Consider the following 21,426-nt stretch of genomic DNA (forward strand, 5'->3'; position numbering starts at 1 on the left):
CATTATCCGGTCAATACAATCCAATCGATTTCATACGCTCGTTTGATTGCTTTAGCTTGGTTGAGTTGCCTGTGTACGTCAAGCCCTGACTTTTGGCTAATTTACCAATCTACTGAGACCAGTACTCCCCTGTGTGCGTTCATACTGCTAGGATCACGCTTCCTTTTATTTTGCAGGTTAACTTTATATGGGCGCACTGCTCACGCCATCGCGCATTGCCACCGTTCAGCGGCATATAGAAAGCATTGTCGAGCGACTAAAGCCATGGAGCTGGCTATGGCCGCCCATGGCATTTACTGCCGGGTTAGGCAGCTTCTTTCTGGTCGATCGTCAACAGTGGCTGGGCGCCGCATTAGCATTGGGCTTACTGTTTGCTTGGACGCTACTGCTCTCAGAAGGCTTGATCAGCCGCTGGCTTTCTCGACGAGGACACCCTACCCCCACGCGTGGCGTTACCACCTTTATTGCGCAAATGATTCACCAGGAAACGCTTTTCTTTACGCTCCCGTTTATTTTAGTCACTACCGTGTGGAATAGCGGACAAACGCTATTTGCACTGTTGGTAGGTGGAATGGCGCTGCTGTCGATTATTGATCCCCTTTATTTCAAAGTCGCTGAGCGCTGGCGAAGTGTTTACTTCGTCTTTCATGCGCAGTGCGTTTTCCTGGTGCTGCTGGTCACACTTCCCATCATGGTGCACCTCACTACCGGCCAGAGCCTGCTACTGGCGCTAGGCATTACTATTTTGGTTGCTCTACCCAGTTTTTGGCATTTGCTAAAACAGCGCTCGCTCAAACGCTGGTGCGCCTTTTTTGGTTTAACCCTGTTACTCGCTTACGGCGCTTGGCTGGGACGAATTTGGGTGCCCCCCGCCAGCCTATGGATGACCAGTAGCGCGCTGTCCCCAGCGTTTGATGTTGAACAGCGTCTTCCTCAGGGCTCTATGGCGCTAACGCCCCAAGCTATTCGCGACAATGGCCTTTATGTATACACCGCCATTCGCGCACCGCGAGGGTTAAGTGAAACCATTACCCATGCTTGGCATCATAATGGTGAGCCAATGGACGTAGTGGAATTGAACATCAACGGCGGACGCGAGCAGGGATACCGCGCATGGAGTCACAAACAAAACTTTCCAGAGGATCCAACCGGACAGTGGCGCATCGACATTATGACAAGCACCGGTCAGCGCCTAGGATTAATACGCTTTGAAGTAGCAGAAGATAGCCAGCAGGCTTCGCTAGCCGATGGAGAAATACACGCCAGCGGCTTAAGCGGATTGAACTTACGGCGTTTTATACCGGGACGAACGAATGATAAAGAGGCGCAACAGGATGACTGAATTGTTAATCGCCTTGCATTCAGTGGCGCAGCTTATGACAATTCGCCTACTCACACTTATTGGTAGCTAGTTGCTTATGGCTTCAACGATTGGTTTTCGTATCGCACGCTTGCCGCATCTATGGCGCTCTATCCTAGATCGACGACTTGCACCACTAGGCTTAACGCAAACGCGCTGGGTCACGCTCTATCACTTGTGGCGTCTGGGCGAGGGGCACCCACAGTGTGACCTTGCCCGCGCGATTGGCGTTGAGGCGCCCTCCTTGGTGCGCACTCTCGGCCAGCTTGAAGAGCAAGGTTTGGTAGAACGCCGTGCCTGTGACAATGACCGCCGTAGCAAACGTATCTATCTGACGCCAGCCGCGATGCCATTGTTGGAAAAAATTGATACCGTTGCCCAGCAGGCGCGCAAGGAGATGTTTGCAGGCTTGAGCGAGGAGAACCTTGAGCAGCTCAATGAATGGCTGGCGGTGATTGAAGCCAATGGGTTAGCAATTCAGGCACGGGATCAGGACGGCCCAGCCTCATGATGGTTCATTGAGGTTGGCGCAGACTGCTCTGTCCCTTTGAGCGACTGACCGATAGGCCGGTCGGCATGGCCCTGCAGCGCATCAAGCAGTTGCTTAAATTCAGGCAAATAAGTCGCGAATCGTTCAGCGGTTTGCGACTCCCACCACCATAATGTCAGCGTGTAAGGGGTCGATTGAACCACCAATGCGTCTTGTGGCAATCGCTCAAGCAGTGCTTTTAACGGTATCTCGGCATTATCCGGAAGCGGCCGCAAAGGGGCTATTCGCCAGCGCCAGCCTGCATAATACGGTGCTAAAGCGTCACTGGCATTGCTGTCTCTGACCAAGAGGAAATCAGGCCCAGGTGCTGACTGCGGATAATGCCACCGGTAGGCAGGCATCGTGCCTCTAAAATGGTGCAGTGGCGGCTTTTCCAGTTTGATAGTGACGCCCTGCTTTGAGATTTGCGAACGCAATGCCTCTTGGCGTTTTTGGCGTGGGCTGGGCTTTAACCACATGACCGGGGCAATCACCAACATCAGAATAAAGACTATAATTAACCAATCCATCTCTACATTTCCCTCCACATGAGCGACACTGTATACACTATTCTAAAAACCATGACTCAGGCCGTTGTTTTGACTCAAGTCATGGTTAAAACACGGGTCATTGTTAAAATAAGGTACGCCATCTAAAGTAACGGTTATTGAGCAAAGAGCTCCATTATTCTTTGTGAACTAGTGTTATCCACGCTAAGGAGATATGCCATGAGCTATCACCACATTTTAGTTGCCGTTGACTTAACCAAAGATTCCCACAAAATTCTGGAACGTGCCGTCGCAATCGCAGCACGCAACGATCAAGCCAAAATTTCCATTATGCATACCCTGGAACCGCTTGGGTTTGCCTATGGTGGCGATATACCGATGGACTTGACCAGCATCCAAGACCAGTTGGATGAACATGCCAAAAAGCGTTTAGCCGAAATTGCCGCGCCACATATTGCCGAGGCTGACCAGCATGTTGTCGTGGGTATGCCAGATACCGAAATCCACCGGTTTGCCGAAGAGCATGATGTGGACTTGATCGTAGTGGGCTCCCACGGTCGCCATGGTTTTGCGTTACTGCTAGGCTCAACCTCTACCGGCGTGCTGCACGGCGCTCAGTGCGATGTTCTTGCGGTACGCGTGGGCAAAAAAGGCGAGAAAAGCGACGAGTAAACCTTTTCTTTATATCGCTACGAAAAAGGCGCCCATTCGGCGCCTTTTATCGTTGCTACGTTTATTCCCCGCCAGCCATCGCTTCCAGCTCCATCCAACGCTCCATGGCCACTTCTAGCGCTTTCTGCACTTTTTCTAGTGAGTGCAGTTTAGCCGTAACGGCCTCTGCTTCTTGCTGATAAAACGCGGGGTCACCAATCTCGCTCTCTAGCGACTCTACTTCACTCTCAAGGCGCTCTATTTCAGCGGGCAGTGCATCTAACTCACGCTGCAAGTTGTAGGAGAGCTTAACGCTTTTCTTAGCCGGGGCAGCCGGAGCTTCGGTCACCTTTTTAGGCGTTTCAGAGGTGGGCTCAGTGCGCTGACGCGCCGCCCCTTCCCAAGGCGCTGGAGGTAACTTGCCGCCCTGGCGAATCCAGTCGGTGTAGCCACCCACGTATTCACGCACAACCCCATCGCCTTCAAAGGCGAGCATGCTGGTTACCACGTTATCCATAAAGGTACGGTCGTGGGAAACCAGCAGCAGCGTGCCATCGAAATCGAGAAGCAGCTCTTCAAGCAACTCCAGGGTTTCCATGTCGAGGTCGTTGGTCGGCTCATCAAGTACCAGCACGTTCGCTGGCTGAGTGAACAACTTGGCCAGCAGCAGGCGGTTGGACTCGCCACCGGAGAGCGCTTTCACCGGTTGGCGTACCCGCTCAGGGGTGAACAGAAAGTCCTGCAGGTAACTCATCACATGGCGATCTTTACCGCCCACGCTGACGCGATCACTGCCCTGAGCAACGTTGTCATACACGGTTTTATCTAGCTCTAAACCGGCACGCAGCTGATCGAAATAGGCCACTTTTAGATTGGTGCCCATCTGCACCTTGCCTTCAGTGGGTTCCAGCTCGCCCAGCAGGATTTTCAATAGGGTTGTCTTACCCGCGCCGTTGCGTCCCAGGAAACCGATACGGTCGCCGCGCAGTACTTCAAGGTTAATATCACGCAGTATTACGTCATCGCCAAAGCGCTGGGTGACGCCTTGCAGCTCCACTACGCGCTTGCCGGTGCGCTCGCCGCGATCCACCGTCAAGTTGGCATTACCCTGGCGCTCACGGCGCTGGCTACGCTCGTTACGCATCGCTTCCAGCGCACGAACCCGGCCTTCGTTGCGGGTACGCCGTGCTTTAACGCCCTGACGAATCCAGGCTTCCTCTTGAGCGAGTTTTTTATCGAACTCGGCGTGCTCCCGTGCTTCCACTTCAAGCTCATGCTGCTTGCGGGCCTGATACTCTTCGTACTTACCGGGGTAGCGCCCTAGCTGGCCACGGTCCAGCTCCAGAATATTGGTGGCCAGCTTGGAAAGAAACGCCCTATCGTGGGTAATCAGCAGCACCGCGCCGTTAAACGCCAGCAGTTGCTCTTCCAACCAGGCAATGGTGTCTAAGTCCAAGTGGTTGGTAGGCTCATCGAGCAGCAGCAGATCGGGCTCGGCAACCAGGGCACGCGCCAGCGCTACTCGGCGGCGCCAGCCACCGGAGAGCGAGCTCATTTCAGCCTCAGGGGGCAAGCCTAAGCGCGTGAGCACCGTATCGATACGCTGGTGATACGACCAGCCATCAATGGCTTCCAGACGCGTTTGCAGGGTCGCCATGCGATCCATATCGGGGTCGGGATCATTGATAAGATGATCGTACTCGGAGAGCAGCTCTCCGGCTTCTGGCAAGCCTTGGGCGACCATGTCGAAAATGGTCAAGCCAGATGACTCGGGTAATTCCTGAGCCAACACGCCGATCTTGAGACCAGGTGCGCGCCAAATGGAGCCATCGTCGGGCAGGATATCCCCCGCTACCAGCTTCAGCAGAGTGGACTTGCCGGTGCCATTGCGCCCGACCAGCGCCAGCCGCTCGCCTTTTTCAACCGTCAGGTCGGCGCGATTGAGTAGTACATGGGTGCCGTAGGCGAGTTGCAGCTGTTCGAGTCGTAACAGGGTCACGCGGTGTCCTCCTTAATCGTGAGGCGCACAGTGTAACGCATGAGCGACCTAGGAGGGGGAACGTTATAGAAGGGAATCGTAGAGCGGAAATCACCAGCGTGATAACGTTTTGCCAGCAACTACAATATCTCTACCAAAAAACGACTTTCAAAGGCGGGCTGACAGTGACGGTGACCGTCTCGATGCATTTTGTAAATGAGCTGTTTAAAGGCTTGCCGAACAGCACAATACCGCCCTCCCGATACCTGGAACTGGCGGGGATTTCGCCCTTTTTACTCTCGGCTCCCCATGGCCGCGTTACAGTTGAGCAGTTTGCGGAACTCTACCGCGGACTGGTAAACGAACTGGATGATGAAACGCCCGGCTTTTTTTCCCGTCCGCTACGAGGTGGCACCCTGAAGCTGCTGTGTTTAAGCATGCTAGATGCGCCAAACTTGCAGGTAGCACTGCACCGCTATACGCAGTTTTTCCGTATTCTCCTCGATGACTTCGGCTATGCGTTTACGCTAGAAGGGGATCTTGCTCGCATGGCGCTGGTGGAGCATACCCCTTTAATGGGCAGCCGCACGCTAATTCATGAGCTGATGCTCAAGCTGTTTCACGGCATCGCGTCGTGGATGATAGCGCGTAAAATACCGCCCATTTTAATGGAATGCGCTTACATCCAGCCGCCGCATAGTGCTGATTATCTCTATTTTTACCCCGGTACGGTAAAATTTGGGCAGGCACAAACCGCGATCTATATTGATCGCGGTTTTCTTGATCATCCTATCCGCCAGACCAAGAGACATCTGGGCGCTTTTCTAAAGCGTGCCCCGGCAGACTGGTTCTATGTATCGTTTGCAGATCGCCTGCTCACCCACCGGGTGCGCGAGCACCTATCACGTCACCTGACCAGGTCTGGCACCGTGCATAGCGTAGCCGATGCGCTGCATATGTCTGCTCGCACGCTGGCGCGGCATCTCAAAAGGGAGGGAACCCACTTCCAAGCGGTAAAGGATGAGTACCGCCGCGATGTCGCTATTCAGGCGCTCACCTGTAGCGAGAAACCACTCATCAGCATCGCAGAGGCACTGAGCTTTGAGGATTTAGCTTGCTTTAGTCGCGCTTTTAAAACCTGGACAGGCAATTCTCCCGCCGCGTATCGCAAAGCACGTACGGCGGGCAACGCTCGCTGATAAGCTTAATGAATAGCCTAAATTTCGGTGCGGATACGTTTTTTATCTAGCTTGCCCACGCTGGTTTTAGGTATTTCATCGACGAAACGAATCATGCTGGGTATCGCCCAGCGGTTGAGTTTACCCTGGGCGACAAACTGCTCTAAAAACGCCTGCACGGACTCAGTCGTGGGTGGGTTGTTCAGGTCCATAGGCACAGCCAACGCAGCCGGCCGCTCGCCCCATTTATCGTCCGCGACCCCAATCACCGCCACTTCGGCGATACCTGGGCATTGGCTGATATAACTCTCCAGTTCTAACGACGAGAGCCACTCGCCGCCGGTTTTAATCACGTCTTTTATGCGATCGCTAATGGTCAGAAAGCCCCGCTCATCAAGCGAACCCACATCCCCGGTATGCAGCCAGCCGTCGCGCCATAGCTCCGCACTGCGTTTCTCCTCTTTGTAGTAGGCCTGGGTCAGCCAGGGCGCCTGAACACGCACCTCGCCAACGCTTTTACCATCATTGGGTAGCGGCTCGCCGTTCGCATCGACCACTTGAAGCTTAACCAGTGGAATCGGCAGACCCGCTTTACAGCGCCAGGGTAGCTGGGTCTCAAAATCAGCGTCGCCGATATCTCGCGGCAGAATATCGGCGGTGAGTAGCGGGCAGGTTTCCGACATGCCATAAGCACTACGGGTATCAATTCCCAACGCCCATGCCTTGCTTGCCAGCGACTGGGTTAACGCACTACCGCCGACCAATACCTTCCAGCCAGAGAGATCGACCTGCTTTGAGGCAATCGCCTCGGCGCTGACCACCATGTTGAGCAGGGTCGGTACGCAGTGGGAGAAGTCGACCTTTTCGCTGACCAGCAGCTTGACCAGCATTTCCGGCTCATAACGGCCAGGATAAACCTGGGTAGCCCCCATCAACGTGGCGGTATACGGCACTCCCCAGGCGTGAACGTGAAACATGGGGGTAATCGGCATATAGACCTTGTCGCGGTTAAGCAGCTCAAAGCCGGGCGCCTGGAAAGCGCTGGCCTCACCCAAGGTATGCAGCACCAACTGGCGGTGGGTGAAGAAAACCCCTTTGGGGTTACCCGTGGTACCGGTGGTGTAGAACAGGGTGGCGACGGCGTTTTCATCGAAAGTGGGAAAATCATAGTGTGTGGGCTGCTGGCTTAATAGCGCTTCAAACTCGCCCACCAACGGCAGTGAAGTCTCGACTGTTTGCTGAGTTTCCTGACATAGCAGGTAGCCACGCACTTGGGGTAGCTTATCGGCCAGCGGCTCAAGCAGTGGCACGAACTCTTCGTGTACGATGACAAAAACGTCTTCAGCGTGCTCCATGGTATAATGGATTTGTTCCGGAGCTAAGCGCACGTTCACCGTGTGGAGTACCGCGCCGATCATCGGAATGGCAAAGAAGCACTCCAGGTACCGGTGGCTATCCCAATCTAGCACTGCCACAACATCACCAGCTTGCACGCCCTGTGATGTCAGAGTATGTGCCAGTTGGTGCACCCGTTCACGAAAGCGCTCATAGCTGTGGCGGCTCTGATCCCGGTAGACAATCTGATTTTCGCCTGCCATGCGCACACCCGCATCTAGCAAGTCACCAATCATCAGGGCGGGGTTCGTCGCAGAGGCCGCGGCGGGTAAAATTTTGGGGGTGACTGAAGACATAAAAACTCCTGTGAGCTTGTTTTTGTTCCAATAAAGGCGTTTTATCCGCGTTCGATTAGCAGGGCGATTCCCTGCCCTCCACCAATACACAGGGTTATCAAGCCGTAGCGACCGTTAATACGCTCCAATTCGTGAAGGGCCTTGAGTATCAAAATAGCCCCCGTGGCTCCCACTGGATGACCCAAGGCAACCGCGCCGCCGTTGGGGTTTAGCCTCGCTAACGGGAACCCGAGCGTTTCCGCCACCGCCATCGCTTGGGCAGCAAAGGCTTCGTTGGACTCAATCACATCAATATCGTTAATACTTAGCCCCGCCTGCTGCAGGCAGCGTTTCACCGCTGGAATCGGGCCAAGGCCCATCAGCGTTGGCTCAACGCCTGCTGTAGTGGCAACGCGAAGATGCGCCCTTGGCGCTAGGCCGCGCTGTGTGGCTTCATCGGTATGGGCAAGCACTAAGGTGGCGGCACCATCGTTGATACCCGAGGCATTGCCTGCGGTAACCACGCCCTCTTTTTGGAAGGCGGGCTTGAGCCGTGCCAAATCACTAAGCTGAACGTCATCGCGCACGTGCTCATCACGAGAGAAGAGCACCGCTTGCTTACCGTGACTGACCTCCACCGCTACGATTTGATCATCAAAACGTCCCTCGGCAATCGCAAACGCTGCCTTTTGATGGCTCTCAAGGGCAAACTGATCCAACTGCTCACGGCTTAGGCCATACTGTTTAGCAATGTTTTCAGCAATGCAGCCCATATGGCCACTGCCAAACGGATCGCTCAATATACCGAGAGTCAAATCCTGTACGTTCATATCACCCATGCGCACGCCGTTACGCGCTTGAGGAGGTAGCAGATAAGCCCCTCGTGACATCGACTCCGCGCCACCTGCCAGCGCTAAGCGGCTGTCGCCCATGGCAATCTGCTGGGCGGCTGAGACCACCGCCTGTACACCTGAACCACACAGCCGATTGACGTTGAAGGCCCCCGCCTCTTTCGGCACACCTGCTTCGAGCGCAATATGGCGCGACAGATAGGCATCCTGGGGGCCGGTGGTAATTATGTGACCGTATACCGAGTGATCGATATCTGCGCCCTCAATGCCTGCCCGCCGCAACGCCTCCTTGGCGGTGATCGCCCCCAGTTCAAACGGTGCCTTGGTTGAGAGCGAACCACCAAAACCACCGATAGCGGTTCGTGCGCCGCCTAAAATTACTACATTGTCCAACCGCATGGCTCTCTCCTGTGTTCAAACGCATCGTCTTGCTAAGCCACTTTGCCCAGCAGCGAGCGGGCGATAACTTCTTTCATGATCTCTGAGCTGCCGGCATAAATCGTTTGTACTCGGGCATCCAGATAAAAGCGTGAAATGGGATATTCGTGGGTGTAGCCGTAACCGCCAAATAGCTGCAGGCAGCGATCCACCGCTTGGCACTGCAGCTCGCTGAGCTGCAGTTTTAAAATCGCCGCATCCGTGCTGCTCATGGTGCCCTGGCGGTACTTTTCGACGCAGTGCTCAAAGTAGGCACGAGCCACGTCCAACTGGGCTTTGATTTCCGCCAAGGTAAAGCGGGTATTTTGAAAATCCGCCACCCGCTGTCCAAATGCTTCGCGCTGCTGTACGTATTCCAACGTCAGCGCCAGAGCCCCCTCTACAGCGCCCAGCGCCTGTGCCCCTACGCCCAGCCGCTCACGGGGGAGTTCCTGCATTAAGTAACGGAACCCAGCGCCCTCTTCTCCCAACAGCGCATCATGGGGCAACTGCATTTGATCAAAGGCAAGCTCGGCGGTGTCACTTGCGTGCTGGCCGATCTTTTTAATCGGTTTACCCCGCGAGAGGCCGGGTAAGTGGGTGTCGACCAAAAACAGTGAAACGCCCTTGGCACCCGCAGAAGGGTCGGTTTTGGCACATACGATGACTAGGTCGGCAAACTGGCCATTGGTGATGAACATTTTGCTACCGCTTAGCTCCCAGCCATTGTTGGTGCGTTTCGCACGGGTTCGCATTGACGCAAGATCACTACCCGCATGGGGTTCGGTCATCGCAATAGCACCAAGAACATCGCCACGGGCCATGGCTGGCAGCCACTGTTCACATTGAGCCGCTGTACCCAGATTTTGCAAGTAGGGCATAACGATATTGGCGTGGATATTATAGGCACTGGCAAGGCCACCAAACCCCTGGCAGGAGAGCTCTTCCAGCGCCAGCTGGGTGATGGCGATATCGGCCCCTGAACCACCGTGCTTTTCGTCAAGGTCAATGCCGAGAAGGCCCGCAGCGCCCAATGCATGCCACAGTGAACGGGGTATTTCGCCTGCTGCCTCCCATTCATCGTAGCAAGGTGTGACCTCCTGACTTAGGCAGCGTTTGATCATGGTGTGAAACAGATCGGTCGTTTGCTCGTCCATGCTCACTCCTTGAGATCTTGACGTAGATGGCGCTTGAGAATTTTGCCTGCGGTGCTCTTGGGTAGCGCATCGGTAAACATAATGCGCTTTGGCACTTTATAAGGCGCCATCAGCGTTTTTGCGTGATGGATTAGCTCCTCCTCGCTTGCCTCTTGGCCCTCTTTCAGTACCACCACCGCGGTGATGGCTTCGATCCACTTCGCATCCGGCTGGCCGATTACCGCCACTTCGGATACCGCCGGGTGCTTGAATAGCCCCTCCTCTACTTCACGGCTAGCCACCAGCACGCCGCCGGTATTGATTACGTCCTTGATACGATCAACAACGTATAAGTAGCCCGCTTCATCGAAGTAGCCCACATCCCCGGAGTGGAACCAATCGCCCTGGAAGGCTTCTTCGGTCATCGCCGGTTTATCCCAGTACCCCTTCATTAGCTGCGGTGAGCGGTGGACGATTTCGCCATGCTCTCCTGGTGATACGTCATTCATATCGAGATCGACGATACGGGTTTCCACCGTCAGAATGGGCCGCCCAGCGGAAGCTGGGCGCTCGGCGTGCTCTTCAGGGCGCAGCACGGTCGCCAAGGGAGCAATTTCGCTCTGCCCATAACAGTTATAGAGCCCTACGCCCGGTATACGCTGCTGGAGCTCCTCCAGTACCGGCACCGGCATAATTGAGGCACCGTAATAGGCTTTATTGAGAGTGCCAAGGTCAAAGCGATCAAATTCAGCGTGGCGCAGCAGGCTAATCCAGACCGTGGGCGGGGCAAAAAAAGACGCGATCTTATACTCAGCCATGGCGCTCAAGCACAACTCGGGGAGCGGCGCCTCTAGCAAATAGACAGGTGCACCGAGCAACAGTGCTGGCATCAGAAAGACGTGCATTTGCGCTGAGTGGTAGAGCGGCAGCGCGGCGAGCATGGCGTCGCTGCCTTTGATATCCAGCTCAACCATACAGGCCATATATTCGGCCATCAGAGCCTGATGGGTCATCATCGCGGCCTTAGGCGCGGCGGTGGTGCCCGAGGTGTAGAGCAACTGAGCAAGACTTGCGCCATCGATCGTTACATTGGGCTCTTCACTATTGGATCCTGACGTCGCATGGGCGAGTACATCAAAGCTTTCTGCATTCCGCCCCTGATCCGCGTGCAGGGTTCCCATCAGGGCTAGATCCAAACCTTCGGTCGCGGCACTCACTTTGTCGGCGAGGCTAATATCGCTGAGCAAACCAGCAGCCCCCGACTGGTCAAGAAGGTAACGCAGCTCATCGCTACTTAAGGCGAAATTGATCGGCACATGTACCAATCCCGCTTTAGCAGCGGCCAGCCAGGCGATAACGTAAGCGTCAGAATTTTTGCCATACACCGCCAGACGATCACCCGGCGTAAGCCCGGCTGCCAGCAAGCCGTTTGCCACGCGGTTGACTGCCTGGTTGAGTGATTGATAGCGCCACTGGCGTTCGCCAAACACTAGCGCCAGCTGGTGTGAGTATTTTCGAGCGCTACGATTTAAAGCAGCCCCGATACTGTTTTGCTGAATAACAGACGTTCCAGACATGCCAAATCCTCTGAGTTGTTATCGTGAATTGGCAGAGACTTAACTGTTTACCAGCGGGCAGTTGCTCTCTGAAAGCGGTCGGAAGGCTTCTTCTGCAGGAATGGTGCGAATAACATGAAAGAGATCATCCTCATCTTGCGACGCTTCAGGAGTTTTCACTTCGACTAAATACATATCGTGAACCATGCGGCCATCCTCACGAATGTAGCCACCGGTGGCGAAGATATCGTTGATGGGGGTATCGGCCATTTGCTGACGAACGGTTTGGGTATCATCAGTGCCGGTCGCTTCAATCGCTTCAAGGTAGTGGCGAGTACTAGAGTAGAGACCCGCATGTACCATGGTGGGCATGCTGCCGGTACGCTCACGGAAGCGCTCCGCCCAGGCGCGGGTTTCATCGTTTAAATCGTAGTACCATGCTTTGGTGAACTGCAGCCCCTGAGCATTCTCTAGGCCAATGCTGCGGATGTCGGTACTAAACAGCACCATCCCTGCAAGAATCTGCCCTGCCTGGGTAATGCCGAACTCGCCTGCTGTCTGTACCGCGTTGATCGTATCGCCACCAGCGTTATTCAGCGCGATGACATCAGCGCCAGATGCTTGCGCCTGGAGCATAAAAGAGGAGAAGTCACTGCTGGGGAACGGGTGGCGAGCGCTGCCTACGATAGTGCCGCCATTTTCAGTCACTACTCGAGTGACATCGGCCTCCAGTGCGTGGCCAAAAGAGTAGTCAGCGCTTAACAGGTACCAATTCTTGTGGCCCTCATCAGTAATCGCCTTTGCCGTACCGTTGGACATCGCCCAGGTGTCATAAACCCAGTGAATGTGATTGGGTGAGCAGTGCTCGTTTGTAATGCTTGAAGAGACAGCGCCATTGACCAGCCCAAGTTTATCCGCCTCCTCCAGCAGGCTCACCGCCGCCAGGGTGACAGAAGATGCCACTAGCCCGGTGACCATATCGACGTTGCGCTCATCGATCCACTCACGCACGACGCTTGAACCTACATCCGGGCTATTACGATCATCGGCGCTAAACACCACAACATTGGCCCCATTGACGCTGCCGCCCATATCTTCAATCGCCATATTGATAGCATCTTCGCCCAACGGGCCAATGGGGTCGCGGTAAACGCCGGACATATCGGCTAAATAGCCAATACGGATTTCGTTATCGGAAATGCCTTCAGCAGCGACGGTAGTTGGCACGTAACTGGCCATCAGAATGGCAGCAGCGAGAGTGGAAGTAGCAAAGCGACGAGATGAACGATGAGATGAACGATAAGATAGTTGCATAGTTATGTGGTTCTCTTTTGTTGTTATTAAAGGGTGTTATTGAATCAATTACAGTGACGTAGCACGCAATTGCTTAAGTTCATCTTAGGCGGTAATAAGCCCTAGCTGTTTACCTATCAAGCCAGATTTTTTGCAATTCGTGCCATTCCTTGCGCTTACCTTCTTCAATACACCATTAGTCGATGCTCGCGCATGCCGTTACAATGGTGCCTTTGCATATTGAATGGGAGACACCTTTGACCACCGCGTATGCCGATGATTTTTTACCCGAAGCACTACAGTTTCGGCCTAGTACCCCTTTGGTGGATATCGGCGCTAACTTAACCCATGAAAGCTTTGGCCGCGATCTTGAGGCGGTTATCCAACGTGCCCAAGCGGCGCAAGTAACGACCATGATCGTGACCGGTACCGACCTTGCCCACGCCGAGCAAGCCGTCGAGTTGGCCAAACAGTATCCTGGCCTGTACGCCACGGCGGGTGTACACCCTCATGACGCCAGCCAGTGGAACGAAGGTCTTGAGCGGGCCATGGCGGCCCTGCATGCCTTACCGGAAGTAGTGGCTGTAGGGGAGTGTGGGCTGGATTTTAATCGCAACTTCTCGACGCCTCAGGAGCAGGAGCGTGCCTTTGAAGCGCAGCTGGCACTCGCCGTCAAAAGCGGTTTGCCGCTGTTTTTACATGAGCGCGATGCTGGCCAGCGTATGCGCGAAATCCTGCATGCATGGCGAGACGATATCAGCCACGCGGTAGTGCACTGTTTCACTGCTGACCGCGATACGCTATTTGGTTATCTCGACCTAGACTTGCATATAGGGTTAACGGGCTGGATTTGCGATGAGCGGCGCGGTCATCACCTGCGATCATTGGTGTGTGATATTCCTCTTGAACGTTTAATGGTTGAAACCGACTGCCCTTATTTGTTACCTCGTAACTTGCCGACAAAACTCAAAGGTCGCCGCCATGAACCCGCTTTGTTGCCTTGGATAGTGCGCGAGATTGCTCAGTGGCACGGCATCAACGAAACTGAACTAGGCAACGCCACCACACAAACTGCCAAGCGTTTTTTCCGTCTTCCCGCAGAATCATAATAGGAGTACTAGCGTGGCCGATTATCCTGGGTTTATTGCCATTGAAACAGGCGAAGACGATGGTTTACCGCTCGCCATTGCCTGGTCGCTGCCTGATGGCCGAGTGAAGCAGACATTGATTCAGCCGGATGATAGCTGGATCAAGGAAGACACCAATGCCTTGGGCGCCTACAGCATGGAAGAGTTGGAGAGCCTGGGGGTTAGTCCCTTGGAAGTGATTCGCGAACTTGAGAACGACCACTTCTCCGCCACGCTGTATACCAGCGACAACGGCGACGACGAAGCGGCGCTGGCGCGGCTGTTTGACACCTATGGGCTGGATCCATTCGTGGAACTAGCCCCGGCATCGGTGCTCTACCCTTCAATCACTCCTGGCGAATGGCATCGCCAGCGGCGTGAAACGTTCAGCGAGCTGGGCTTGGAGCCGATGCGTCCAGAACATGAGCTTGAGGTTATGCTTTCGATGCACCAGCGCCTAACCGAAGAGGACTAGGCATTAGCAACCAATAGCCAAGGCACGTTTGCACGAAGGAAAATCCTCTGCTAATCCATAAAGAGGCTTTGTTTAGAACGGTAGCTGTAGGGCACCCTTTTGAGGACGCCATCTTAACGACATAGCCATTTCTACACAGGAGGTGACAGATGAAGGATTATGTTGAAAAGGGAGATATCTATTTTTTCTATCGGCCCAAGGTCAATACACCGCGGGTCGAAAACATTGAAGACGTTCAGCGCCTTTACCTAGTGCTAGCGCCAGACGATAAAGATACCGCTCGATTATTCCTGGTGGGCAAAAAGCGCATGCCTAAGATTAGCCATGGCAAGCCATCGTCTACCGCGCGCGAGTGGATGATGAACGACATGACAGGCAAGCCAACAAACATTGGCGAGGCGCTGGCGCCGCTCGACTACGCTACCAAGACCCGTGGCGAGCAGGAACAGGGCGAGGCCATTCCTGTTGGAGAAGGGCGCTACGCCATCTTTGAGCGTCACAACAGTTCGCGTTTGGCTTATCGGCTCACCAACCCCACTAACCCCGGCAAAGCGCAGGCGGAACTGGGGATTCTTGCCGAGGCAAGTTATATCATCTCGGTGCGCAACCCATCTCTTGATGTCCCCGGCTTTCCAGACGCTAAACCGAACTACCCCAAGCGCTTAATAGAGAAATTCGCCGACAAACGCTGGCTGGATATTGACGATAGCAGGCTGCTCGACTACGAAGATGCTCAACTTCTGCTCATCGGAGCGCATGACAACCTCGCCGAAGAGCAAATTTCCATCACCGGCAAGGCGGCCCTATTCAAGACGTTAGGGCTGAAAATGCGCGAGTGGCCCAATGAAGCGCTGGAAGGTGGCGAGCTCACCGAGCCGCACATGCAGCCAGAAGCCAAGGAACCCGAAGGCGATCGCAGCAAAGGCGGTGAGCGCGGTGGCAAGGCAGCCACTGATTCGGCATCGGCGGCTGGCATTACCAAGGCACTCAAGGGCATCGATTTACCGAGCAGCAAGGCGGACCTGATTAAACAGGCCAACACCAACCATGCCACAGATGACGTTATTGACGTATTAAAGGAATTTCCCAGCCGAAAGTACGCAACGATGGCAGATATCCAAAAAGCGCTGGGGGAGATACGCTGATGGCACAGTTTACTTGCGAAATATGCGGGGCTGAGTTCGAGCAAAAATCACTTTACGAGCGGCATATGGTCACTTCTCACCCAAAACAGGCGGTCTCTGCGGCTGATATTGAAAAAGCGCTGAAAGGGATTGAATTCCCGAAAACACGCAGCGAACTCGTCGATGCACTGAGTGACGATGAGCAAGAGGTGTATGACATCGTGCGGCAATTATCCGACCAGGAGTATCGCGATGCTGCCGAGGTCGCGCGTGCCTTCGGAGAATTGCGTACTCATGAAGACGTGCCCCACAACCAGCCAAGCAAGACTGGCGGCCAGCGTGCCATGCAAGCCCCATCCGCAGCTCGCTTTGCTAGCCTGTTCGATGGAATAAGCTTTCCAGCCACGCGTGAGCAGCTAATCAATCATGCCTATCGAAATGCGAGTGAGCAGGAAATACAACTGCTGAAGCAGTTTAGCGACCATCACTACCACAGCATGGCTGACATTACCCACGAGTTGAAGCAGGTAAACTAAAGCGCCACTAAGTGGCGCATTGCTTCCCTCTACCTTTTAAGGAAAACTATCTAGCAAAAGCCGTCTAAAAAACTGTCTGCGGTCACCAGCACCTAAATTAAGCTTGTATTTACTTCGTTTTCCGCCCCGTGAGCTTGTCTCTAAGCCTGTCAACCATGCCTACACCCGCCCCCACACTCTTATGGAAGAGTTCTGAATGAGGAGCGTTGGGATGTGGACGAGTCGGCGCCAGTGTTTTGGCCTGTTCTAATTTTTCACCTAGTTCAATGAGTTGGTCACCGGACATACGGGTGCGCATCTTAGGAAATTGCTGTGACTCCTCGTCGTCTGCATGGTGACTTAACAATCCTTCTAACTTTTCGAGCTGCGTCATGAAAACCGGATCGACGGCATTACAATCTTCCAGCTGTTTCATTACTTGAACAATTTCATCGTGCTCTTGTTTGTCATGCTCAACCTCTTCGGTTCCATTCGGTATGTATTTTTCTATTGCCGGATAAACGTACATTTCCTCGGCAATGGCATGGCGCATTACCTCAGCGATCAAGGTATCCGCCGTATCTCTACGCCACTGTGGGTCATTTGAGCCTTTAATTTGGCCTGCCAGCGCCATCATTTCCTGATGATCTGAGGTTAGGATATCAACCACATCCTTGGCTGTTCCGTTTGTATTGTGCTGAGTCATGAGATTCCCTCCTTATGATTCGTAACCCCTACATAGTAGACAACTTCAACATAGTCGTGTGCATAGCAACCTATCAAGTCCTTGAGCAATGGCTGTTTTGAGCGTCAGCCCTTGTTGATAGTAAGCGTTCAATGCATGGCAAAAGGCTTTGGCACGTAGGGGTAAGCCTTCATCTTGGTAGCGCGCTGCCCGAACCATAACGCGCTGTTGGAAAGCATCCCGATCCACGTCTGTATCGCCGCCCAGATTGTCCACGCTGACATGGAAATGACGGCCACACGCCTGGGCAAATAGGTACTCTAACGCTTGGGGAGCAACCTCTGCGCTCTCAAAAGCAGCTTGTTGCCCAGCATTACGCCCATCCGGCGAATACCAATAGCCGTAATCTTCTAATTGACGACGCTTTTCTCCCGCAATACACCAGTGGCTAATTTCGTGTAACGCACTGGCATAATAGCCCCGCGCAAAAATAACTTGATGGTACGGTGTTTCGCTATCAGCAGGCCGATAGAGGGGTTCATCGTCCCCCCGAATTAGGCGTGTTTGATAATGCTCTGCAAAAATGCCATCAAAGAGCGCGGTAATATCAGCCAGCGTCCATCGATCCTGCACGTGATTCAAATTGACCTCGTTTATCATTGCCGTTTGAGAAAGTATAACTGCCTCACAGAGGCAAACTAAATACAGGGCAGCAAGGCATAGGCTTCCCTGCTAACCTAGCGCTTTTTTATAGCTTAATTCGTCGATCAGGAGCCTTCTCATTGGGCGATTTCACTCAACAAGTTAAATCGGTGTATTGGCCAGAAACTCGCGCTCTGGTCTACTTGGCATTACCCATTTGCGGAGCTCAGCTGGCTCAAGCAGGGATGAGTGTTGTTGATGTCATGATGACAGGCCGACATGATGCAACGTCACTCGCTGCCGTCTCGGTAGGCTCCAGTCTCTGGATGCCATTGATGCTGTTTATGACGGGCACCCTGATGGGGCTCACACCAATTGTGGCACATTTGCTGGGTGGACAGCGCCAAACCGCTATTCGCCCAGCAGTGCACCAGGCGCTCTGGGTTGCCCTGCTGCTAGGTGTTGTCGCGGCCTTACTGCTCTGGTCGACCGTCATGCCGATATTTGAATTAATGAATGTGCCCCCTGCCGTTGCCAGCCAGTCTGCCGCCTATCTGTCAGCTGTCGCCTTTGGTATGCCGGGGATCGCCCTTTTTCAGGCGCTTAGAGCGTTTTCCGATGGCATGAATCACACCCGCCCGGCGCTATGGATAAGCTTGGTCGGCTTAAGCGTGAATATTCCTGCCAACTACCTCTTGATCTACGGCGGCGATGGCTTGGTTGATTTATTTGGCGGCTGGATTCCCACTAGCTTGCAACAGCTGCCTGCCTTAGGCGCTTTTGGCTGCGGCATTGCGACGGCGCTCTCCATGTGGACGATGGCACTCGCGATGGCCTACTACACGCGCAGGGGAAGCACTTATAAAAGCGTTGCGATTTGGCAAAAAATGACACCGCCCCAATGGCTAGGCATACGTGAATTAGTGGTGGTGGGCGTTCCCATTGGTGTGGCTATTTTTGTCGAAGTGACCCTGTTCACGCTCATTGCACTCTTTATTGCCAGCTTTGGTGAAGTCACGGTGGGGGCTCACCAAATAGCACTCAGCTTCACCTCCATTCTGTTTATGCTGCCCATGTCGCTGAGTATGGCGCTGACCGTACGGGTGGGTAACACGCTTGGCCAGCAGCGTTTGACCTTAGCCCGGCAGGTCGCCTGGAACGGCATTGTTATCAGTGTGATCGTCGCAATTATCAACAGCATCTTGCTGTGGTTTAGCGCAATTCCTGTCATTGCGCTTTATACCTCGAACAGTGAGATACAGTCGCTGGCACTTTCCATCATTGCCTTGGCCGTTATCTTCCAACTCTCTGACTCGCTACAAGTCAATCTGGCAGGCGCTTTACGCGGCTATAAAGATACCCGCATCGTGATGGTGATAACGGTACTCTCCTACTGGATTGTAGGCTTGGGCGGCGGCCACTGGCTGGGTTCCCGTGGCGTGGGCAGCATGGTTGCTCCACTTGGGGTTCATGGCTATTGGATGGGTTTGATTGCGGGCTTGAGCACTGCGGCCCTGCTACTTGCCTGGCGTTTGCGGCGTATCAGCGTTAAGGGGTAAACATGGCTTGGTGGGGCAATCTTTTTATAACACTAACCCTAAGTACCTTACTGGCTGGCTGTGGCGATCACCCTGCTGAGCAGCAGTGGCAGTCCTACCATCAGCAGCTTGCGAATGACCTCGACCAGACAGGCATTGAGCGAGCTGACCCCATGAATATTGGCGATTTCCCTGAGCGCTCTGCTCGGCTTATTGACATCCCCGAAACAAGGGATAGCATGCTGAATATTTATGCATTACGCGAATGTCGAATTACTTCTCTTATAGCGGCACGTAACAATCAACTCGGCCGAGTAGCACCTCCTAGCCAGCAGTGGTTATATGAGCGAACACTATGGCAACGGCTTAGCACCTGCTGGAACAGCGATGTTCCCGAACAGTTAAGCGATGAAGACCGAACGCGCCTTCAACAGCTGACGATCACTAAAACGGCTCAGTTACCCGCCGTCAGTTGGAACGCTATTTTTGATTCCAGCGAATGGGTGAAAAGCTTTGCGCGCGCAAGCCAGCCTTTAGCTAACGTCGATGAAAACACTATTGCAAGGCAGCTTGAAGCCATTAATTATCTTCAACAAATGACGGATCACCAGTTTGACCTCGATTGGCAGCAAGACTCCTCTGCCCTCGAAAATCATTTAAAAACCCTACAAGAGCAGCCATTGACCGCCGAAGTGTTGCGCGCCCTGCTACTCGCCACTCAACGCTTAACCGAAGCGAACGCATTATTAGCTCAGCAGAAAGATGCCACAAGTTGCTTGAGCCGCTGGGAGCCACAATCGCTTGAACGGTTGGCAAACACTGCCCAGCAGTGGCTAACAGCGATCAACCGCTTAATTGACGTGCAGCCGGTAGACAAGCCAATAGCGATTCAGCGCTATCAGGCACGCTGGCTTTCGCTGGAAAACGCCCAAGCGCCCTGGGGCCAGTTTCAGCAAGCGCTCACCGAGCATCAAGCGCTACGAGCTCGCTTTCCAACTTGTTAAGATAATTAAAAAGCGCAGAACCCTTAACCTTATGAGCAACTTGTGCTATTGGTTGATAGGTAAGTTGGATAAGCAAGGATAACAATGAAGCAAGACAAACTTGCTTCGCCAATGTCATGACCACGCAGCATAAGGAGGGACATAATGGGCGCATCCCTGTCACCCCGCTCTGCCCAGGTCATCGACCTGGAAACTGTGCGTCAGCGTCAGCAGGCGCAAAAGTGCCTAGTTCGTTTAGCTCCGGAGCTAGATGGACTAGAGATGGTGTACCAACTCGCTGCGAGTCCCGACACTTACTACGGCATGCCTATTTTGGCCTGGGGGCTAAGAGAAGATGGTAGCGTCTTTGGCATGGTGCCGTGGATGGAAACGTTGGCGGCCTGCCATGATCTGAACAGCCAGGAGAATGGCTACTTCGTAGGTTACCGTGATCCTGAAACGGAAGAAATTTTCGATTCACCACCGGACCATAAGCACCATGAGCTAGTCGCCGCTGCTGAATATTTTGATTATGAGGCTTCCGGAGAAGTCACTCTCATTCAGCAAATACCCGATACTCTGGGCACCCACGCGCTGTGCATGAATCATCCCAACTCACCCTGGCATATGAAGCCTGTTTACGGCTGGCGTCTCTACAGCGACGGTAGCCTTGACGCGCTCCTTGCCGACGAGAACAAAGCGGCGATGACACCGATTTTGTTAGGGGACAAGTGCCTTTACAGCGCTCACGCTCGCCATCAAACCGTTTACTTTTTCCAGCGCCATATCGCCAATCGTATATTGGAAGAAGATCCGGCAACGCTTGAGGCGCTAGCCATGATGGTCGTGGCAAGCGATTAGCCGAGTGCCTTAGTGCTGCCTTGTGAGCGAGGCCAACATCAATGATGTTGATTTGAGCCTCGCTTGGGTTCCCGCGCTATCTCTAAGGGTTATGCTAAGCGAATAAAGTAGAGGTAGTTACTCTCAGAGGCGGTGTCCTGCTCAAGCAGTTCGTGCCCTAAAAACTGACAAAACTTGGGCACATCTCGTGTAGTGGCGGGATCGGTGGCAATCACTTTGAGCACTTGGCCTGATGTCATGTCGCGCACTTTGTTATGCATTAGCATAATCGGGTCTGGGCAGTAGAGTCCTGAGGTGTCCAATACCACGTCAAAGCTGGGTAACGTACCCGTATTATCAGCCATTAAT

At 53.8% G+C, this 21,426-nt stretch carries 21 protein-coding genes; 11 read left to right on the forward strand and 10 right to left on the reverse strand.

All coding sequences use genetic code 11. The features are described 5' to 3' along the window. Positions 1–187 precede the first annotated feature (187 nt). Together Q3Y66_RS12125 and slyA are read left to right on the forward strand one after the other, a co-directional pair. A complete protein-coding gene (locus tag Q3Y66_RS12125) occupies positions 188–1,342 on the forward strand; it encodes a DUF5924 family protein (protein WP_008959933.1) in 1,155 nt (384 codons plus the stop codon). 76 nt (positions 1,343–1,418) lie between these two features. Next, positions 1,419–1,871, forward strand: a complete 453-nt coding sequence (gene slyA / locus Q3Y66_RS12130; protein ID WP_008959934.1) for a transcriptional regulator SlyA — start codon at positions 1,419–1,421, stop codon at positions 1,869–1,871. On the opposite strand, the gene Q3Y66_RS12135 is transcribed toward slyA, so the two are convergent. Next, positions 1,850–2,419, reverse strand: coding sequence for a hypothetical protein (locus Q3Y66_RS12135; protein WP_008959935.1), 570 nt, complete (start codon positions 2,417–2,419; stop codon positions 1,850–1,852). The genes slyA and Q3Y66_RS12135 overlap by 22 nt on opposite strands. 198 nt (positions 2,420–2,617) lie before the next feature. On the opposite strand from Q3Y66_RS12135, the gene Q3Y66_RS12140 reads away from it, so the two are divergent. Further along, complete coding sequence (locus tag Q3Y66_RS12140) at positions 2,618–3,070, forward strand: universal stress protein (protein ID WP_008959936.1); 453 nt, start codon at positions 2,618–2,620, stop codon at positions 3,068–3,070. A gap of 61 nt (positions 3,071–3,131) precedes the next feature. Here the strand turns inward: Q3Y66_RS12140 and Q3Y66_RS12145 are convergent, their stop codons facing one another. Next, a complete protein-coding gene (locus Q3Y66_RS12145) occupies positions 3,132–5,048 on the reverse strand; it encodes an ATP-binding cassette domain-containing protein (protein WP_008959937.1) in 1,917 nt (638 codons plus the stop codon). 182 nt (positions 5,049–5,230) lie between these two features. Between Q3Y66_RS12145 and Q3Y66_RS12150 the strand changes: the two genes are divergently transcribed. Continuing rightward, complete coding sequence (locus Q3Y66_RS12150) at positions 5,231–6,226, forward strand: AraC family transcriptional regulator (protein ID WP_050805331.1); 996 nt, start codon at positions 5,231–5,233, stop codon at positions 6,224–6,226. 17 nt (positions 6,227–6,243) lie between these two features. Here the strand turns inward: Q3Y66_RS12150 and Q3Y66_RS12155 are convergent, their stop codons facing one another. From Q3Y66_RS12155 to Q3Y66_RS12175, 5 genes are read right to left on the reverse strand one after another with little or no spacing between them, the layout of a single operon-like run. Next, complete coding sequence (locus tag Q3Y66_RS12155) at positions 6,244–7,896, reverse strand: fatty acid--CoA ligase (protein WP_008959939.1); 1,653 nt, start codon at positions 7,894–7,896, stop codon at positions 6,244–6,246. A 41-nt stretch (positions 7,897–7,937) separates the two neighbouring features. Continuing rightward, positions 7,938–9,125 (reverse strand): beta-ketothiolase BktB, encoded by a 1,188-nt coding sequence (gene bktB, locus Q3Y66_RS12160; RefSeq protein WP_008959940.1) that lies wholly within the window; start codon positions 9,123–9,125, stop codon positions 7,938–7,940. Between the two features lie 32 nt (positions 9,126–9,157). Beyond that, positions 9,158–10,300 carry an acyl-CoA dehydrogenase family protein gene (locus tag Q3Y66_RS12165; RefSeq protein ID WP_008959941.1) on the reverse strand — a complete coding sequence of 381 codons (1,143 nt, stop codon included), beginning with the start codon at positions 10,298–10,300 and terminating at the stop codon, positions 9,158–9,160. 2 nt (positions 10,301–10,302) lie between these two features. Continuing rightward, positions 10,303–11,856, reverse strand: coding sequence for a fatty acyl-CoA synthetase (locus tag Q3Y66_RS12170; RefSeq protein WP_008959942.1), 1,554 nt, complete (start codon positions 11,854–11,856; stop codon positions 10,303–10,305). 39 nt (positions 11,857–11,895) lie between these two features. Beyond that, on the reverse strand, positions 11,896–13,149 hold the full coding sequence (locus Q3Y66_RS12175) for an ABC transporter substrate-binding protein (protein WP_008959943.1): 1,254 nt from the start codon (positions 13,147–13,149) through the stop codon (positions 11,896–11,898). Between the two features lie 236 nt (positions 13,150–13,385). Between Q3Y66_RS12175 and Q3Y66_RS12180 the strand changes: the two genes are divergently transcribed. From Q3Y66_RS12180 to Q3Y66_RS12195, 4 genes are all read left to right on the forward strand, one after another. Beyond that, entirely contained in the window at positions 13,386–14,237 is an 852-nt protein-coding gene (locus Q3Y66_RS12180; RefSeq protein ID WP_008959944.1) for a TatD family hydrolase, read from the forward strand. Positions 14,238–14,250: 13 nt separating this feature from the next. Further along, positions 14,251–14,730 carry a hypothetical protein gene (locus Q3Y66_RS12185; RefSeq protein WP_008959945.1) on the forward strand — a complete coding sequence of 160 codons (480 nt, stop codon included), beginning with the start codon at positions 14,251–14,253 and terminating at the stop codon, positions 14,728–14,730. Positions 14,731–14,879: 149 nt separating this feature from the next. Then, positions 14,880–15,875, forward strand: a complete 996-nt coding sequence (locus tag Q3Y66_RS12190; RefSeq protein WP_008959946.1) for a DUF2795 domain-containing protein — start codon at positions 14,880–14,882, stop codon at positions 15,873–15,875. Beyond that, entirely contained in the window at positions 15,875–16,390 is a 516-nt protein-coding gene (locus Q3Y66_RS12195; protein WP_008959947.1) for a DUF2795 domain-containing protein, read from the forward strand. The genes Q3Y66_RS12190 and Q3Y66_RS12195 overlap by 1 nt, the downstream gene beginning before the upstream one ends. Positions 16,391–16,499: 109 nt before the next feature. Here the strand turns inward: Q3Y66_RS12195 and Q3Y66_RS12200 are convergent, their stop codons facing one another. Both Q3Y66_RS12200 and Q3Y66_RS12205 read right to left on the reverse strand, forming a co-directional pair. Then, positions 16,500–17,075 (reverse strand): hemerythrin domain-containing protein, encoded by a 576-nt coding sequence (locus Q3Y66_RS12200; RefSeq protein ID WP_008959948.1) that lies wholly within the window; start codon positions 17,073–17,075, stop codon positions 16,500–16,502. Between the two features lie 45 nt (positions 17,076–17,120). After that, complete coding sequence (locus Q3Y66_RS12205; RefSeq protein WP_008959949.1) at positions 17,121–17,696, reverse strand: elongation factor P hydroxylase; 576 nt, start codon at positions 17,694–17,696, stop codon at positions 17,121–17,123. Positions 17,697–17,836: 140 nt separating this feature from the next. Between Q3Y66_RS12205 and Q3Y66_RS12210 the strand changes: the two genes are divergently transcribed. The 3 genes from Q3Y66_RS12210 to Q3Y66_RS12220 all read left to right on the forward strand — a co-directional run bounded on the left by Q3Y66_RS12210 (position 17,837) and on the right by Q3Y66_RS12220 (position 21,078). Next, on the forward strand, positions 17,837–19,255 hold the full coding sequence (locus tag Q3Y66_RS12210; RefSeq protein ID WP_008959950.1) for an MATE family efflux transporter: 1,419 nt from the start codon (positions 17,837–17,839) through the stop codon (positions 19,253–19,255). Positions 19,256–19,257: 2 nt separating this feature from the next. After that, on the forward strand, positions 19,258–20,238 hold the full coding sequence (locus Q3Y66_RS12215) for a DUF3080 family protein (RefSeq protein WP_008959951.1): 981 nt from the start codon (positions 19,258–19,260) through the stop codon (positions 20,236–20,238). A 144-nt stretch (positions 20,239–20,382) separates the two neighbouring features. After that, positions 20,383–21,078 (forward strand): hypothetical protein, encoded by a 696-nt coding sequence (locus Q3Y66_RS12220; protein WP_008959952.1) that lies wholly within the window; start codon positions 20,383–20,385, stop codon positions 21,076–21,078. Between the two features lie 89 nt (positions 21,079–21,167). Here Q3Y66_RS12220 and tusA read toward each other — a convergent pair whose 3' ends face one another. Then, positions 21,168–21,422, reverse strand: a complete 255-nt coding sequence (gene tusA / locus Q3Y66_RS12225; RefSeq protein ID WP_008959953.1) for a sulfurtransferase TusA — start codon at positions 21,420–21,422, stop codon at positions 21,168–21,170. Positions 21,423–21,426 lie beyond the last annotated feature (4 nt).

This window comes from Halomonas sp. HAL1 (assembly GCF_030544485.1).
GTDB lineage: Bacteria > Pseudomonadota > Gammaproteobacteria > Pseudomonadales > Halomonadaceae > Vreelandella > Vreelandella arctica.